Raw genomic sequence first — 14,930 nt, 5'->3', positions numbered from 1 at the left:
ACATGGCGCGCATTCTTCTGGCGGAAGACGACTCCTCGCTGCGCGGCTTCCTGACGCGCGCGCTGGAGCGAGCCGGTCATTCGGTCGTGGACTGCGAGAACGGCGACGACGCCATCGACGCGCTGGATCACGGCCCCTACGACCTGCTGCTGACCGACATCGTCATGCCGGGAGCGGACGGCATCGAGGTCGCCCGCGTGGCGGCCCAGCGTCAGCCGGGCCTGCGCATCATGTTCATCACCGGCTTCGCCGCGGTCGCGCTCAGCGCCGCCCAGGCCACGCCGCAGGCCAAGGTCCTGTCCAAGCCCGTTCACCTGCGCGACCTCGTGGGCGAGGTCGAGAAGATGATCGCGGCCTGAGGCCCGTCAGCGGGCTCCCAGCTCCGTGCAGATGCTCTGGCCGAACAGGTCGCCGGCCGCCCGCCGGCGCGCCTCGACGTCGCCTGCGGTCGGCAGGTCGACCGCAACCGGAAACCGGGCCAGGACCCGACCGCGCGCGTCCTTCACCTCCACGCTTGCCGACAGTCGACCGTCCGACAGGTCGGACCCCCTGTCCAGCGCATGCACGAAGACGACGGCCGTCGCGCCCGCCGGCCCAGACAGACAGACGTCGGTCCGGGCCTTGAGGGCGGGCACGAAGGCGCGGGAGAAGGCGTCAGGCGGGTCGTAGTAGCTGCTGCGCACCTCGACGCGATCGATGCGGAGCGTCGCGGCCGTGCCCGGCTCTATCGCGATCTGCGTGGACGGAGTCATGTCCCAGAACTCCGCCGAGCAGCCCGTGACGAACAGGGCCGCGATCCAGATCAGCCCGCGCATCAGCCCGGCGTGGCGTTGTGCGGGCCCGGGCGGCGGGGATTGCGGGCGAAGGCGGCGTCGCACAGCGCGCGGCCGAACGCTTCCGCCGCGATCATCTGGCGGTCGCCGAACACGCCCGCCAGCCGGCCGCCGGCGTCGACCTCGACGATCAGCGGGTAGCGGCCGACGATCAGATTGTCCCGGCGCGGATCGACCAGCTCTGCGACGGCGCGGATCTCGTGCGTGCCCTCTCCCGTGACGGCGGTCTGGAACCGGCCGGCGCGGCGGACGTCCTCGACGTGCAGGCGCAGATCCAGAGGATAGGTGCCGTAGGCGCACATCTGCATCTCCTCGTCGACCTCCTCCACGAAGGTGTCCGAGAAGTCTTCCTCGACCTGCAGCCACTCGCTGGACATGTAGACCGTACCGATCTGGGCCGTCTCCGCCAGGCCGGGCGGCAGGTCCAGCGGCGGTCCGCCCTGAACCACGGGGGCGCAGGCGACCGTGCCCAGCAGGGCGGCGACGATCAGGGCGGCGGCGGTTTTCATGGCGGTGGTCCCGGAGAACGAGGTTTCCCTAGGCATGCCGTGCGCATCGGCCACAGCCTAGTGACATTTCCGCAATGCAGGTGACTTCGCCGTAAGGTCAGTCCAGCCGCAGCTCATCCGCCAGCAGGCGCGCCTCCGCGGCGCGGCTGGACCCCTTTCGCCACGCCACCACGATCTCGCGACTCGGGCCGCCGCCGGGACCACCGGCCAGCGGTCGCACCACGACGCCGGGGGCGTCGGCCAGACCGGCCTTGATGGCCATCTCGGGCAGGAAGCTGACGCCCAGACCCGACGAAATCATCTGCACGAGCGTGTGCAGACTGGTGGCGGCGAAGACGTCCTCGCCCTTGGGCGCGTCCAGCGACAAGGCGGCCAGCGCCTGATCCCGCAGACAGTGGCCGTCTTCCAGCAGGATCAGGTCGTCGGACTTCAGCTGACCCGATTTCACCGACGCCGCTCCGGCCAGTCGGTGGTCGGCGGGCGCCACGGCCAGGATGGCGTCGTCGCCGATCCGCGCGTGGTCCAGCCCTGCGGCGGAATACGGCAGGGCGATCACGGCCGCATCCAGCCGTCCGGCCTTCAGCTCCCCCACCAGCCGCGGCGTCAGGTCCTCGCGGATGAAGAGTTTGAGACCGGGATGCGCCGTCTTCAGTCGCGGCAGGCGGGACGGCAGCAGGAAGGGCGCGATCGTGGGAATGACGCCCAGCCGGAACCGTCCCGACAGCGGCTTGCCGGCGTTGCGGGCGGCCTCGACCAGGTCCTCGGTGCGCGCCAGAACATCCTCCGCGCGCCTCACCGCCTCGGCCCCGACGGCCGTCAGGGTGATCTGCCCCCGGGTCCGCTCCACCACCGGCGCGCCGAGGATGCGCTCAAGCTCCTGAACGCCGCTGGACAGCGCCGGCTGGCTGACGTGCGCGGCCTCGGCGGCCCGGCTGAAGGAGCCGTGCTCGGCGAGCAGCTTGAGGTACTGCAGCTGTCGGAGGGTGGGTAACATGGCGCCGGACATAAGAGGTTCCTATGCCCGGCGCCACGCCGATATGATCAGCCTCAGTCCTGGCCCACCGCGTGCGCCCTCTTTCGGGCCCGCGGCAGGTCGTAGCGATCATTCTCCATGACCTTCACCCACGCCGAAACGAAGTCGCGCACGAACTTCTCCCCGGCGTCGGCCGACGCATAGACCTCGGCCAAGGCCCGCAGCTGCGAGTTGGAGCCGAACACCAGGTCGGTCCGCGTCGCGGTCCATCGCTTCTCGCCGGTGATGCGGTCCGAGCCGACGAAGGTCTCGTCGCCGGAGTCGTCGACCTGTTTCCAGCCCGTCCTCATGTCCAGCAGGTTGACGAAGAAGTCGTTGGTCAGCTGGCCCTTGCGATCGGTGAAGACGCCGTGGGCGCTGTCGCCATGATTGACGCCGAGCACCCGCAGACCGCCGACCAGCACCGTCATCTGCGGCGCCGTCAGACCCAGCAGCTGCGCCCGGTCGACCAGCAGCTCCTCCGTGGGCACGTTGAAGCGCACCTGAAGATAGTTGCGGAAGCCGTCGACGCGCGGTTCCAGCACCTTGAAGCCGTCGACGTCGGTCTGGTCCTGCGTCGCGTCGGTGCGGCCCGGCGCGAACGGCACGGTGATCGCGTGCCCCGCCGCCTTCGCCGCCTGCTCCACGCCCACGCCGCCGCCCAGCACGATCAGGTCGGCGATGGAGACGTTCAGGCCCGACGACGCCTTGATGTCCTCATACACGGCCAGGACCTTCGACAACTTCGCCGGCTCGTTGACGTCCCAGTCCTTCTGCGGCGCCAGGCGGATCCGCGCGCCGTTGGCGCCGCCGCGATGGTCCGAGCCGCGCCAGGTGGCCGCCGAGGCCCAGGCCGTGCGCACCAGCTCCGCGATCGACAGTCCCGAGGCGGCGATGCGGTCCTTCAGCGAGGCCACGTCGGCGTCGGTCAGCTTCGGCCCCGTGTGCGCCGGAATCGGATCCTGCCAGATCAGGTCCTCCTGCGGCACTTCCGGCCCGAGGTAGCGGACCTTAGGTCCCATGTCGCGATGACACAGCTTGAACCAGGCGCGGGCGAAGGCGTCGCCGAAGTAGGCGGGGTCCGCCCGGAACTTCTCCATGACGGCGCGATAGGACGGGTCGACCTTCATCGCCATGTCGGCGGTGGTCATCATGGTCGGCACGCGCTTGCCCGGCGTGTGCGCGGCGGGAGCCAGGGTCTCTTCCGGATTGCCGACCGGCTGCCACTGCTTGGCCCCCGCCGGGCTGCGGACCAGCTCGTACTCGTGATCCAGCAACATGTCGAAATAGGTCATGTCCCAGGTGATCGGCGTCGGCGTCCACGCGCCCTCGATGCCCGAGGTGATGGTGTGGTCTCCCATGCCGCTCTCGTGCCCGGAGACCCAGCCCAGACCCTGCTGGGCGATGTCCGCGCCCTCGGGGCTGACGCCGACCTTCTTGGCGTCGCCGGCGCCGTGGGCCTTGCCGAAGGTGTGGCCGCCGACCGTCAGGGCCACGGTCTCCTCGTCGTTCATGCCCATGCGGGCGAAGGTCTCGCGGATGTCGCGCGCCGACTGCAGGGCGTCGGGATGTCCGCCGGGACCTTCCGGATTGACGTAGATCAGGCCCATCTGGATCGCGGCCAGCGGCTCTTCCAGCGCCATCTGCTTGTCGGGCTGGATGCGGGTCTCATTGCCCTCGTCGCCGACCCATTGTTCCTCGGTGCCCCAGTAGACGTCCTTCTCCGGCTCCCAGACGTCGGCTCGTCCTCCTCCGAAGCCGAACACGGGCCCGCCCATCGACTCGATGGCGACGTTGCCGGCCAGGATCATCAGGTCGGCCCACGACAGGTTGGCGCCGTACTTCTGCTTGATCGGCCACAGCAGACGGCGCGCCTTGTCGAGGTTGCCGTTGTCCGGCCAGCTGTTCAGCGGGGCGAACCGCTGCTGGCCCGCGCCGGCGCCGCCGCGCCCGTCGCCGGTGCGATAAGTGCCGGCCGAGTGCCACGCCATGCGGATGAAGAACGGCCCATAGTGGCCATAGTCGGCCGGCCACCACGGCTGGCTGTCGGTCATCAGGGCGATCAGGTCGCGCTTCACCGCCGCATAGTCGAGCGCCTTGAACGCCTCGGCATAGTCGAAGTCGTCGCCCATGGGATCGCCCGACTTGCCCTGCTGGTGCAGGATTTCGGTCGAGAGATGATTGGGCCACCAGTCGCGGTTGGTGCGGCCCAGAAGACTGCGGAGCGCGGCGGGCTCCTTCCTGGGGTCGCTGAGCGGGCTGCGGTCGTTTCCGTCCATGACTGGCCTCTTGCGGCTGAGGGTTGAGGCGCCACGCTGGGCGGCCGAGCCGTCAAAGCCAAATCGATAGTTCTCATGCCAAGGGAAGGCTCAGCTTATAGATCACCCATAAGCGCAGCTTTTGTGCAGACGCGAAATGATCCATTTGACTTCGCACTCGCAGCAATCCATCTACGCGCCGACGGCGGCCTCCCCCGCCGAACCTCTTCATCGAAAACGGAGTTCACCATGCTGGGCGTCGGCCAGACCCTGCCTGATTTCAAGATCATCGGCGTGAAGCCGGGGTTCAACAGCCACGAAGAGAACGGCGTCTCGGCCTTCGAGCCGATCACGAAGGACTCCTTCGAAGGCAAGTGGAAGGTCATCTTCTTCTATCCGAAGGACTTCACCTTCGTGTGCCCGACCGAGATCGCCGAGTTCGCCTCGCTGGCCCGCGATTTCGACGACCGCGACACCGTCGTCCTGGGCGGCTCTACGGACAATGAGTTCGTCAAGCTGGCCTGGCGGCGCGACCATGCCGACCTGTCGAAGCTGCCGATCTGGCAGTTCGCCGACAACGGCGGCGTCTTCGCCCGCGCCCTGGGCGTGCTCGACGAGTCTGAAGGCGTCGCCTTGCGCGCCACCTTCGTGGTCGATCCGCACAACGTCGTGCAGCACGTCTACGTCACCAACCTGAACGTCGGCCGCGCGCCCGCCGACACCCTGCGCGTCGTCGACGCCCTGCAGACCGACGAGCTGTGCGCCTGCAACCGTCCCGTCGGCGGCGAGACCTTGGCGGCCTGAGCCGTCCGTCAGGACTGAAATGAAGGGCGGCGGCGGTCACCGTCGCCGCCCTTTCTCATTGCACTTGAAGGAACACCCCATGTCGCTGGACGCCCTGCGCGATCTGATCCCGGCCTACGCCAAGGACATCTCCCTGAACCTGTCGTCGCTCGCCAATGAGACGACGCTGAACGACCAGCAGAAGTGGGGCTGCTTCCTGGCTTCCGCCCATTCTCTCGGCGTGGCCCCGCTGGTGAAGCTGATCGAGGCCCAGGCCGCGACCGTTCTGACCCCGGAGGCGATGAACGCGGCCAAGTCCGCCGCCGCCGTCATGGGCATGAACAACATCTACTACCGCGCCCTGCACCTGATGAAGAACCAGGAGTACGCGACGATCCCGGCTCGGCTGCGCATGAACGTCATCGCCAACCCGGGCGTAGTGAAGGTCGACTTCGAGCTGTGGTGCACGGCCGTGTCGGCCATCAACGGCTGCGGCGCCTGCCTGGACGCGCACGAGGCGGAACTGCGCAAGCACGGGGTCCCGGCGGCGCAGGTGCAGGCGGCGCTGCGCATCGGCGCGGTCGTTCACGCGGCCGGCCGGATCGTGGCGTCGGAAGCGGCGCTGGCGGCCTAGGCCGGCTCGAACGTCAGCGGGGCGCCCCAGAACTGCGACACGCGTTCGCTCTGGGGCCCCGCCTTGCCGGTGGTCAGGAAAAGCCGCCCGGCCCCCGCACCGAGGTCATACTCGGGATGGCGCGACACGTAGCGTTCCAGCGCATCCGCGACCGCCGAAGGCTGGTGAATCAGCGGCGTCCCCTGGGGCAGTTCGCGCGCGAACACGTCGGCGACGATCTCATAGTGGGTGCAGCCGAGGATGGCCTTGTCCGGGTGGCGGCCGACGCGGCGGCGCAGGCTGTCGACGTGGTCGCGGACGACCACCTCCAGCTCCTCGTCCGGCGCGCCCAGCTCGATCAGGCCGGCCAGTCCCGGGCAGGGCTCGGAGAAGACGGCCAGATCGTCGCGGCGCTTGTCGATCTCGATCTCGTACACCCGGCTCATGGCCGTCGCGGCGGTGCAGAAGACGCCGGTGATCTCCAGCGACTCCCGCTTCTCGCCCTCCTCGCGCAGACGATCGGACTCATAGGTCCAGGGCAGGCCCGTGGCCGCTTCGATGGTCGGCACGATGATGCCCAGCACGTTGACCGGTCGGCCGGTCCGCGCGCGCACCTCGGGAACCCACGTCTGCTGCAGCCGGCGCAGGGCGATGGCCGAGGCGGTATTGCAGGCCAGCACGATCAGGCTGGCTCCGGCCTCGACCAGACGCTCGCAACCGGCACGGGTCAGGTCGACGATCTCCTCGCCCCCGCGGCCTCCGTAGGGCGCCATGGCCTGATCGGCCAGATAGACGAAATCGGCGGCCGGAAACCGCCGTGTCAGCTCGCGGTGGACCGTCAGTCCGCCCACGCCGGAATCGAAAACGCCCATGGCCATGCCGCGGCCTTTAGCGACGAAGGGCCGCGCACGCCATGGCCGAACATTACGGCCCGTTCAGGTGACAGTCAGGCGCGCGCCGCCCTAAGGTCCGCAACCGAATAAGATGCGGAGACCTTTCGTCATGCAACGACGCCATTTCCTGATCGCCGGAGGCAGCCTGCTGGCCCTGACCGGATGCGCCACCGCCGGCGCCGGCCCCACCGGCACGCCCACGGCCACGCTGCAGGCCGACGCCGCCGAGGCGCGGGCCGTCCTGCCGGTCCAGACGCCGCGCGCCGAGCTGCTTCAGGAATGGACGGGACCCTACGAGGGCGTGCCCCCGTGGGACAAGGTCACGGCCGACAAACTCAAGGCCGCCATCGTCGAAGGCATCGAGCTGCAGCGCGCCGAGTACGCCGCGATCGCCGACAACCCCGCCCCACCGACCTTCGCCAACACCCTGGTCGCCAACCAGATGGCGGGCGAGCCGCTTGGCCGCGCGCTGTCGCTGTTCGGCGTCATGACCGGCAACATCGGCACCGCCGACTATCAGGCGCTGCAGCGCGAGGTGTCGCCGCTGCTGACGCAGGCGTCGAACGAGATCACCTTCAACGAGAAGCTGTTCGCCCGCTTCAAGGCGGTCGCCGACAATGCCGACGCCATGGGCCTGACGGCCGAGCAGAAGCGGCTGGCCGAGCGCACGCGCGATCAGTACGTGCGCAGCGGCGCGGCCCTGAGCACCGCGCAGAAGGCTGAGCTGGGGCGCATCAACACGGCCCTCTCGGCCGCCTTCACCAGCTTCAGCCAGAAGGTGGTGGCCGACGAGAACGCCTGGACGCACATCCCGAACGAGGCCGGCGTCGCCGGTCTGCCGGCGTCGGACAAGGCCGGGGCGGCCGCGGCGGCCCGGGCCCGGAACCTCGACGGCTGGGCCATCGTCAACACGCGGTCCAGCGTCGACCCCTTCCTGACCACGGCCGACGACCGCGCGATGCGCGAGACGGTCTGGCGCAAGTTCGTCAACCGCGGCGACAACGGCGACGCCAACGACACCAATGCGACGATCGCCGAGATCGTGAGCCTGCGCCACCAGCGCGCCCGCCTGCTCGGTTACGCGAACCACGCCGAGTGGCGCATGCAGGACACCATGGCCAAGACGCCCGAGGCGGCGATGGACCTGATGATGCGCGTCTGGCGTCCGGCCGTCGCACGGGTGGCGGAGGAGGTGGCGGACATGCGCGCCATCGCCGGCCACGACATCGAGCCGTGGGACTACCTCTACTTCGCCGAGAAGGTGCGTAAGGCGAAGTACGACCTCGATCAGAACGAGATCAAGCCGTACTTCGAGCTGAACGCCGTCAAGCAGGGCGCCTTCTACATGGCCGGCCGGCTGTACGGCTTCGACTTCGTCAAGCTGCCGAGGGGCGCGGTTCCGGTCTTCCATCCGGACGTCGAGGTGTTCGAGGTCAAGAACCGGTCCGACGGCAGCCACGTCGGCTTGTTCTATTCCGACGACTTCAACCGCACCGGCAAGCGCTCGGGCGCTTGGGCCACCAGCTATCGCGGCTACTCGACGTACGACGGCGTGAAGAACGTCCTCTCGTCGAACAACAACAACTTCAACAAGGCCGAAGGCGGCGCCCCGCTGCTGATCTCGCTGGACGACGCCGAGACCCTGTTCCACGAGTTCGGCCACGCCCTGCACAGCCTGTCGTCGAAGGTGACCTATCCGTCGCTGGCCGGCACGCCGCGCGACTACGTGGAGTATCCGTCGCAGGTGCACGAGCACTGGGTGCTCAGCCGCCCGATCCTCGACGGCTACATGAAGCACGTCGAAACCGGCCAGCCGATGCCGCAGTCGCTGGTCGACAAGATCGAGGCCGCGGCCACATTCAACCAGGGCTATGCGACGGTCAGCTATCTGTCGTCGGCGCTGGTCGACATGGACCTGCACACCCAGGCCGTGCCGCCGACGGATCCGGACGCCTTCGAACGGGAAAGCCTGGCGCGCTACGGCATGCCCAAGGAGATCGTGATGCGGCACCGCCTGCCGCAGTTCAATCACCTGTTCACGTCCGACGCCTACTCGGCCGGCTACTACAGCTATCTGTGGTCCGAGGTCATGGACGCCGACACCTGGGCGTACTTCGAGGAATCGGGCGACGTGTTCAATCCGGACATCGGCCGCCGCTACAAGGAGATCATCCTGGCGGAGGGCAACACCACGGACCGCGCCGAGGCCTATCGCCGCTTCCGGGGCCGCGATCCGGACGTGGCCGCCCTGCTCAGGGTCCGCGGCTTCCCGACTTCCTGAGTGGCCCAGCCGTTCGCGACGCGGTCGCTCGCCGCTTGAGGGCGCCCGGCTGAACGCGCTCAACCAGCAAGGCTCCGCGAGCCGCGCGGTAGCGCAAACCAAAAAAGGCCCCGGCGGTTTCCCGTCGGGGCCTTTCTTGATTTCCTCAGGGGATCACCGCTCCGATGCGGGAACCTGAGCGGACAGCAGGTCGGTGGCGCGCACATAGTCCGCACGGGCGCGCAGCGGCAGGGCGGCCATCACCTCTTCCCGCACGCCGGCCTCGCAGTACGCGCGGTCCGACAGCCGACTGCCCGGACGACGGGCGTCGTGGCACAGGGCGTCGGCGGCGGCGTCGATGCGCGCGTCCAGCAGAGCCGCGCCGGAGGCCGTGCCGAGGTCCAGGTCGGCCAGGGAGATGCGCAGCGGGTCGGCGGCCATGGCGGGAGCGGTCAGGGTCAGGGCCGCCGCGGCGGCCAGGATCAGCGTCTTCATCGGGGTCTCCTGAGAGGATGCGTCGCTCTTGCCGGCGACCCCGCTTCAATGGCGACGCTTCATTGCGGCATGTTGCGAATCCCAGGGCGGAATGGTGACGCCGGGTGAATTCGGCGAAAGCTGAACGTCGATCAGCCACGTCGTCGCCCTCGCCTTGTCTTGGCGCGGCTTTTCCGCCATAAGCCGCCGCTTCCGGCGCAATTTCCCTCGCGCCTCCCCCATCACGACCCCCGATCATCACCGGGACGAGGATGGGGAGGACCCCAGTCGACGTCATACGTCCACTGGGGCTGAGGTCGTTTTGCGCCCTGAAAGGGTTTGGATGTTCGAGGCTCTGAACGAGCGGCTGACAGGCGTCTTCGACCGGATCACCGGCCGCGGCGCCCTGTCCGATAAGGACGTGGCCGAGGCGATGCGCGAGGTGCGCGTCGCCCTGCTCGAGGCCGACGTCGCCCTGCCCGTCGTCAAGGACTTCATCGCCTTCGCCACCCAGCGCGCCACTGGCGAGGAAGTCATCCGCTCGGTCAAGCCGGCCGATCAGGTGGTCAAGATCGTCTACGACGGCCTGATCGAGATGCTGGGCGGCGAGGCGCCGGTTCCCCTCAACACGAACGCGACGCCCCCCGCCGTCGTGCTGATGGCCGGCCTGCAGGGCTCGGGCAAGACGACGACCTCGGCCAAGCTGGCGCTGCGGCTGACGAAGTTCGATCGCAAGAAGGTCATGATGGCCTCGCTGGACACCCGGCGCCCGGCGGCGATGGAGCAGCTGGCCACGCTCGGCAAGCAGATCGAAGTCGCCACCCTGCCGATCGTGGCGGGCGAGAGCGCGGTCCAGATCACCAAACGCGCCCTGCAGTCGGCGAAGCTGCAGGGCTTCGACGTCCTGATCCTCGACACCGCCGGTCGCATCACGCTGGACGAAGGCCTGATGGCCGAGGTGGCCGAGGTCGCCGCCGTGTCGAAGCCGGTCGAGACCCTGCTGGTGGCCGACAGCCTGACCGGTCAGGACGCCGTGCGCACCGCCAAGGCCTTCCACGAGCGCCTGCCGCTGACCGGTCTGGTCCTGACGCGCGCGGACGGCGACGGCCGCGGCGGCGCCATGCTGTCGATGCGCGCCGTCACCGGCCTGCCGATCAAGTACCTGGGCGCCGGGGAGAAGGTCGACGCGCTGGACGTGTTCGACGCCCGCCGCGTCGCCGGCCGCATCCTGGGTCAGGGCGACATCGTCGCCCTGGTCGAAAAGGCCAGTCAGGAGCTGGATCAGGCCAAGGCCGAGAAGATGGCCAGGAAGCTGGCCAAGGGCCAGTTCGATCTGGACGACCTGATGGGCCAGCTTCAGCAGATGAAGCGTATGGGCGGGCTTCAGGGCATCATGGGCATGCTGCCCGGCGTGGCGAAGATGAAGGCCCAGATGGCCGACAGCGGCGTCGACGACCGCATGATCGCGCGTCAGGAAGCCATCATCTCCTCGATGACGAAGCTGGAGCGCAAGAAACCCGACCTGCTGAACGCCAGCCGCAAGCGCCGCATCGCGGCCGGCGCCGGCGTCGAGGTGCAGGAGGTCAACCGCGTGCTGAAGCAGCACCGTCAGATGGCCGACATGGTGAAGTCCCTGTCGCGCGGCGGGCCGAAAAAGATGCAGCAGATGGCCGCCATGCTGGGCGGCCTCGGCGGCGGCCCCGGCGGCATGGGCGGCCCCGACATGGCGCGCCTCAAGGCGATGGGCGGCGGCAAGATGCCCGAACCCTCGGCCGACGAACTGAAAGCCATCCAGGACCGGCTCGCCGGGCTGGGCGGCGGACAACTTCCGGGGGGCCTTCCGGGTCTGCCGGGCTTCCCTCCCAAGAAATAAGACCGACTAGAGAAAGAGACCGAAAATGCTGAAGATCCGTCTGGCCCGCGGCGGCGCCAAGAAGCGCCCCTACTACTACATCGTCGTCGCCGACTCCCACTCGCCGCGCGACGGCAAGTTCATCGAGCGCGTCGGCACCTACAACCCGATGCTGCCGCGCGACGGCGAGCAGAAGCGCGTCAACCTGAAGACCGACCGCATCGCCGAATGGCTGGGCAAGGGCGCCCAGCCGACCGACCGCGTCGCGCGCTTCCTGTCTCAGGACGAGGCCCTGGCCGGTAAGGTCAAGTGGACGCAGGGCCAGAACATGAAGAAGGCCGAGCCGGGCAAGAAGGCTCAGGAGCGCGCCGCCGAGCGCGCCCAGCGTGAAGCCGACCGACTGGAAGCCGAAGCCCAGGCCAAGGCCGACGCCGCCGAAGCCGCCGCCCGCGCCAAGGAAGAGGCCGCCGCCGCCGCCGAGGCCGCCAAGAACGCTCCGGCGCCCGAGCCCGAGCCTGAAGTGACCGAGGAGGCTCCGGCCACCGAAGCCGCCGCGGAAGAAACCCCGGCCGAAGCCGCCGCCGAGGAAGCTCCGGCTGCGGAAGCGACCGAAGAAGCCCCGGCCGCCGAGGCGAACGAGGAAGAGAAGACCGAGGCCTGATCGCCTCATCTCTCCGGAGATTGAAGGGGCGGCGTCGTTTGGCGTCGCCCTTTCTGCTATCCGGCGCGTCGCATGACCGATCAGAACCTCATCCTCGTCGCCCAGGTCGCCGGCGGATTCGGCGTGAAGGGCGAGGTGCGCGTCACCGCCTGGACGGCGGATCCCATGGCGCTGGTCGCCTATGGTCCCCTGCTGCGCGCCGACGGCTCCGTCGGCCTGACCCTGACCTCCGGCCGGCCCGAGAAGACGGCGATCGTGGGCCGGGCCAAGGAGATCGCCACCAAGGAACAGGCCGACGCCCTGCGCGGGCTGAAGCTGTTCGTCCCGCGCGACCGACTGCCCCCGCCCGAGGACGAGGACGAGTTCTATCTGACCGACCTGATCGGCCTGTCCGCCCGCGACGCCGACGACCGCGTGATCGGCACGGTCAAGTCGGTGCCCAATTTCGGCGCCGGCGACATGCTGGAGATCGCGCCGGCGGAGGGCGGCCCGACCTGGTACCTGCCCTTCACCCGCGACGCCGTGCCCGAGGTCCGCGTGGCCGACCGCTGGCTGCGCGCGATCCGCCCGGAAGAGGTGGACGAACGGGAGCCGGAGTGAGCCTTGCGGGTCGCCCGCACGGGGTCTAGACCCGCGCGCATCCTCCCCATCGAACCTTCGGAGACTTCCCTGATGGCACGCGCCAAGATCGCCCTCATCGGCGCCGGCATGATCGGCGGCACCCTGGCCCACGTCTGCGCGCGCGAGGCGCTGGGCGACGTGATCCTGTTCGACATCGCCGAGGGCACCCCGCAGGGCAAGGCGCTGGACATCTTCCAGGGCTCGGCCGTGTTCGGTCAGGACGTGTCGCTGAAGGGCGCCAACGACTATGCCGACATCGCCAGCGCCGACGTCTGCATCGTCACCGCCGGCGTGCCGCGCAAGCCGGGCATGAGCCGCGACGATCTGATCGGCATCAATCTGAAGGTCATGAAGGCGGTCGGCGAGGGCATCAGGGCGCACGCCCCGAACGCCTTCGTCATCTGCATCACCAACCCGCTGGACGCGATGGTGTGGGCCCTGCAGAAATTCTCGGGCCTGCCCAAGGAGAAGGTCGTCGGCATGGCCGGCGTGCTGGACAGCGCCCGCTTCGCCGCCTTCCTGGCGGAGAAGACCGGCGTGTCGATCCAGGACGTGCACGCCTGGACCCTGGGCGGTCACGGCGACGACATGGTGCCGATGGTGCGCCACTCGACCGTCGGCGGTCTGCCCCTGCCCGACGCGGTCAAGGCCGGGTTCCTGTCGCAGGCCGATCTGGACGCGATCGTCGAGCGCACCCGCAAGGGCGGCGGCGAGATCGTGGCCTTGCTGAAGACCGGCTCGGCCTTCTACGCCCCGGCGGAATCGGCGGTCGCCATGGCCCGCTCCTACCTGCTGGACCAGAAGCGCGTTCTGCCCTGCGCCGTCTGGGCGTCGGGCGAATACGGCCTGAACGACCTCTACGTCGGCCTGCCGGCCCTGATCGGCGCCGGCGGCGTCGAGAAGATCGTGGAGTTTACCACCGACGACGCCGAGAAGGAGATGCTGGCGAAGTCCGTCGCCTCGGTTCAGGGCCTGATCGAGGCCTGCAAGCAGGCCGACCCCTCGCTGGCCTGACGGAACCCCGAGTCGCGGAAAGACGCTGGAGAGGCATGCCCTCCAGCGTCATCCGCAGCTTTCGCTATGACCCGGACGCCCGCCGCCTGAGGATCCTCTTCACCTCCGGCGACGTCTATGACTATGAGCGAGTCCCGCCGGAGCTGGTCGAGGACTTCCGCGCGTCGAAGTCCAAGGGCCGCTTCTTCGGCCCGCACATCCGGGACTCGTTTCCGTATCGGCGGGTGGGGCGGGGCGAAGGCCGGGCCTGAGCCTCAGCCCTCCTCGTCCGCAGCCATGCCCATCATGTGGAAGCCGGCGTCGACGTGGATGACCTCGCCGGTGGTGGAGAAGCCCAGGTCGGAGCACAGCCACAGGGCGCAGCCGGCGACGCCCTCCATGCTGGTGTCCTCCTTCATGGCGCTCATCTCGCGGCCCTTGCTGAGCATGCCGCGGCCGCCGGAGATGCCAGCCAGCGACAGGGTCCGCATGGCCCCTGCCGAGATGGCGTTCACGCGGATGCCCTTGGGCCCCAGGTCGCGCGCGACGTAGCGGGTCGCGGCCTCCAGCCCGGCCTTGGCCACGCCCATGGTGTTGTAGTTCGGAATGGCGCGCTCCGACCCCAGATAGGTCATGGTCACGATCGACCCGCCGTTCGGCATCAGCTTCGCCGCCCGCTTCGACACGTCCACGAAGCTGAACACCGAGATGTTCATGGCCAGCAGGAAGCTGTCGCGCGTGGTGTTGTCGACGAACGATCCCTGAAGCTCGTTCTTGTTGGCGAAGGCGACGGAGTGGACCACGAAGTCCAGCGTGCCGAAGGTCGTTTCCAGCTCGGCGAACAGGGCGTCCATCGAGGCGTCGTCGGTGACGTCGGCGGGGACCAGCAGCTTGGCGCCGACGCTTTCGGCCAAGGGGCGCACGCGGCGCTCCAGACCCTCGCCCAGATAGGTGAAGGCCAGCTCCGCCCCTTGCGCGGCCAGCTGCTGGGCGATGCCCCAGGCGATGGAGTTGGCGTTCGCCACCCCCATGATCAGGCCCTTCTTGCCCTTCATCAGCTCGCCGGTCGGCATGTTCCAGCTGGATTCGGCCATGAGAGTCTCCTTTGTCGGCCTGCCGCTCGCGACGCGGTCGCTCGCTGCGTGAGGCCGCATATGTGCGGTGTGTG

The 14,930-nt window shown here is 68.9% G+C and carries 16 protein-coding genes; 9 read left to right on the top strand and 7 right to left on the bottom strand.

Features of this window, described 5'->3' with window-relative positions; translation table 11 throughout:
- Window positions 1-2: 2 nt before the first annotated feature.
- Complete coding sequence (gene cpdR, locus VGR32_RS11485; protein ID WP_125255850.1) at window positions 3-359, top strand: cell cycle two-component system response regulator CpdR; 357 nt, start codon at window positions 3-5, stop codon at window positions 357-359.
- A 6-nt stretch (window positions 360-365) separates the two neighbouring features.
- Here cpdR and VGR32_RS11480 read toward each other — a convergent pair whose 3' ends face one another.
- The 4 genes from VGR32_RS11480 to katG form a co-directional block, all read right to left on the bottom strand.
- Window positions 366-815 carry a hypothetical protein gene (locus tag VGR32_RS11480; protein WP_327450769.1) on the bottom strand — a complete coding sequence of 150 codons (450 nt, stop codon included), beginning with the start codon at window positions 813-815 and terminating at the stop codon, window positions 366-368.
- Complete coding sequence (locus VGR32_RS11475; protein ID WP_327450767.1) at window positions 815-1,342, bottom strand: hypothetical protein; 528 nt, start codon at window positions 1,340-1,342, stop codon at window positions 815-817. Before VGR32_RS11475 ends, VGR32_RS11480 begins: the two co-directional genes overlap by 1 nt.
- 97 nt (window positions 1,343-1,439) lie before the next feature.
- Window positions 1,440-2,336, bottom strand: a complete 897-nt coding sequence (locus VGR32_RS11470) for a hydrogen peroxide-inducible genes activator (protein WP_327450765.1) — start codon at window positions 2,334-2,336, stop codon at window positions 1,440-1,442.
- A gap of 53 nt (window positions 2,337-2,389) precedes the next feature.
- Window positions 2,390-4,633 carry a catalase/peroxidase HPI gene (gene katG / locus VGR32_RS11465; protein ID WP_327450763.1) on the bottom strand — a complete coding sequence of 748 codons (2,244 nt, stop codon included), beginning with the start codon at window positions 4,631-4,633 and terminating at the stop codon, window positions 2,390-2,392.
- A gap of 228 nt (window positions 4,634-4,861) precedes the next feature.
- Between katG and VGR32_RS11460 the strand changes: the two genes are divergently transcribed.
- Together VGR32_RS11460 and VGR32_RS11455 are read left to right on the top strand one after the other, a co-directional pair.
- Entirely contained in the window at window positions 4,862-5,416 is a 555-nt protein-coding gene (locus tag VGR32_RS11460) for a peroxiredoxin (RefSeq protein WP_327450761.1), read from the top strand.
- 79 nt (window positions 5,417-5,495) lie between these two features.
- Entirely contained in the window at window positions 5,496-6,029 is a 534-nt protein-coding gene (locus tag VGR32_RS11455; protein WP_327450759.1) for a carboxymuconolactone decarboxylase family protein, read from the top strand.
- Here VGR32_RS11455 and VGR32_RS11450 read toward each other — a convergent pair.
- Complete coding sequence (locus tag VGR32_RS11450) at window positions 6,026-6,886, bottom strand: glutamate racemase (RefSeq protein ID WP_327450757.1); 861 nt, start codon at window positions 6,884-6,886, stop codon at window positions 6,026-6,028. The two genes, VGR32_RS11455 and VGR32_RS11450, sit on opposite strands and share 4 nt — an antisense overlap.
- A 124-nt stretch (window positions 6,887-7,010) precedes the next feature.
- Here VGR32_RS11450 and VGR32_RS11445 point away from each other — a divergent pair, with 124 nt between their 5' ends.
- Window positions 7,011-9,182 carry a M3 family metallopeptidase gene (locus VGR32_RS11445; protein WP_327450755.1) on the top strand — a complete coding sequence of 724 codons (2,172 nt, stop codon included), beginning with the start codon at window positions 7,011-7,013 and terminating at the stop codon, window positions 9,180-9,182.
- A 153-nt stretch (window positions 9,183-9,335) separates the two neighbouring features.
- Here VGR32_RS11445 and VGR32_RS11440 read toward each other — a convergent pair whose 3' ends face one another.
- Window positions 9,336-9,656 (bottom strand): UrcA family protein, encoded by a 321-nt coding sequence (locus VGR32_RS11440; RefSeq protein WP_327450753.1) that lies wholly within the window; start codon window positions 9,654-9,656, stop codon window positions 9,336-9,338.
- A gap of 322 nt (window positions 9,657-9,978) precedes the next feature.
- On the opposite strand from VGR32_RS11440, the gene ffh reads away from it, so the two are divergent.
- From ffh to VGR32_RS11415, 5 genes are all read left to right on the top strand, one after another.
- Window positions 9,979-11,508 (top strand): signal recognition particle protein, encoded by a 1,530-nt coding sequence (gene ffh / locus VGR32_RS11435; RefSeq protein WP_327450751.1) that lies wholly within the window; start codon window positions 9,979-9,981, stop codon window positions 11,506-11,508.
- A 25-nt stretch (window positions 11,509-11,533) separates the two neighbouring features.
- Complete coding sequence (gene rpsP / locus VGR32_RS11430; RefSeq protein ID WP_327450749.1) at window positions 11,534-12,148, top strand: 30S ribosomal protein S16; 615 nt, start codon at window positions 11,534-11,536, stop codon at window positions 12,146-12,148.
- A 72-nt stretch (window positions 12,149-12,220) separates the two neighbouring features.
- On the top strand, window positions 12,221-12,748 hold the full coding sequence (gene rimM, locus VGR32_RS11425; protein ID WP_327450747.1) for a ribosome maturation factor RimM: 528 nt from the start codon (window positions 12,221-12,223) through the stop codon (window positions 12,746-12,748).
- A 72-nt stretch (window positions 12,749-12,820) separates the two neighbouring features.
- The gene (mdh, locus tag VGR32_RS11420; protein WP_327450745.1) at window positions 12,821-13,783 is read left to right on the top strand and encodes a malate dehydrogenase; all 963 of its coding nucleotides are present in this window, start codon (window positions 12,821-12,823) and stop codon (window positions 13,781-13,783) included.
- 35 nt (window positions 13,784-13,818) lie between these two features.
- Window positions 13,819-14,034 carry a KTSC domain-containing protein gene (locus tag VGR32_RS11415; RefSeq protein WP_327450743.1) on the top strand — a complete coding sequence of 72 codons (216 nt, stop codon included), beginning with the start codon at window positions 13,819-13,821 and terminating at the stop codon, window positions 14,032-14,034.
- A gap of 3 nt (window positions 14,035-14,037) precedes the next feature.
- On the opposite strand, the gene VGR32_RS11410 is transcribed toward VGR32_RS11415, so the two are convergent.
- Entirely contained in the window at window positions 14,038-14,835 is a 798-nt protein-coding gene (locus VGR32_RS11410; protein ID WP_414642919.1) for an enoyl-ACP reductase FabI, read from the bottom strand.
- Window positions 14,836-14,930 lie beyond the last annotated feature (95 nt).

Origin of the sequence: Brevundimonas sp., from assembly GCF_035935935.1 — a bacterium.
Lineage (GTDB): Bacteria > Pseudomonadota > Alphaproteobacteria > Caulobacterales > Caulobacteraceae > Brevundimonas.
Note: the sequence above shows the minus strand (reverse complement) of the source record. Positions and strands in the feature narration are given on the sequence as shown.

Excerpts from the sequence above, each read along its gene's own strand:
- VGR32_RS11455 (WP_327450759.1), top strand. The coding sequence starts at position 5,496 with ATGTCGCTGGACGCCCTGCGCGATCTGATCCCGGCCTACGCCAAGGAC.
- VGR32_RS11410 (WP_414642919.1), bottom strand. The coding sequence starts at position 14,835 with ATGCCGACCGGCGAGCTGATGAAGGGCAAGAAGGGCCTGATCATGGGG.
- katG (WP_327450763.1), bottom strand. The coding sequence starts at position 4,633 with ATGGACGGAAACGACCGCAGCCCGCTCAGCGACCCCAGGAAGGAGCCC.
- rimM (WP_327450747.1), top strand. The coding sequence starts at position 12,221 with ATGACCGATCAGAACCTCATCCTCGTCGCCCAGGTCGCCGGCGGATTC.
- VGR32_RS11445 (WP_327450755.1), top strand. The coding sequence starts at position 7,011 with ATGCAACGACGCCATTTCCTGATCGCCGGAGGCAGCCTGCTGGCCCTG.
- cpdR (WP_125255850.1), top strand. The coding sequence starts at position 3 with ATGGCGCGCATTCTTCTGGCGGAAGACGACTCCTCGCTGCGCGGCTTC.
- VGR32_RS11440 (WP_327450753.1), bottom strand. The coding sequence starts at position 9,656 with ATGAAGACGCTGATCCTGGCCGCCGCGGCGGCCCTGACCCTGACCGCT.
- VGR32_RS11460 (WP_327450761.1), top strand. The coding sequence starts at position 4,862 with ATGCTGGGCGTCGGCCAGACCCTGCCTGATTTCAAGATCATCGGCGTG.
- mdh (WP_327450745.1), top strand. The coding sequence starts at position 12,821 with ATGGCACGCGCCAAGATCGCCCTCATCGGCGCCGGCATGATCGGCGGC.
- ffh (WP_327450751.1), top strand. The coding sequence starts at position 9,979 with ATGTTCGAGGCTCTGAACGAGCGGCTGACAGGCGTCTTCGACCGGATC.
- rpsP (WP_327450749.1), top strand. The coding sequence starts at position 11,534 with ATGCTGAAGATCCGTCTGGCCCGCGGCGGCGCCAAGAAGCGCCCCTAC.
- VGR32_RS11470 (WP_327450765.1), bottom strand. The coding sequence starts at position 2,336 with ATGTTACCCACCCTCCGACAGCTGCAGTACCTCAAGCTGCTCGCCGAG.
- VGR32_RS11415 (WP_327450743.1), top strand. The coding sequence starts at position 13,819 with ATGCCCTCCAGCGTCATCCGCAGCTTTCGCTATGACCCGGACGCCCGC.
- VGR32_RS11475 (WP_327450767.1), bottom strand. The coding sequence starts at position 1,342 with ATGAAAACCGCCGCCGCCCTGATCGTCGCCGCCCTGCTGGGCACGGTC.
- VGR32_RS11480 (WP_327450769.1), bottom strand. The coding sequence starts at position 815 with ATGCGCGGGCTGATCTGGATCGCGGCCCTGTTCGTCACGGGCTGCTCG.
- VGR32_RS11450 (WP_327450757.1), bottom strand. The coding sequence starts at position 6,886 with ATGGCCATGGGCGTTTTCGATTCCGGCGTGGGCGGACTGACGGTCCAC.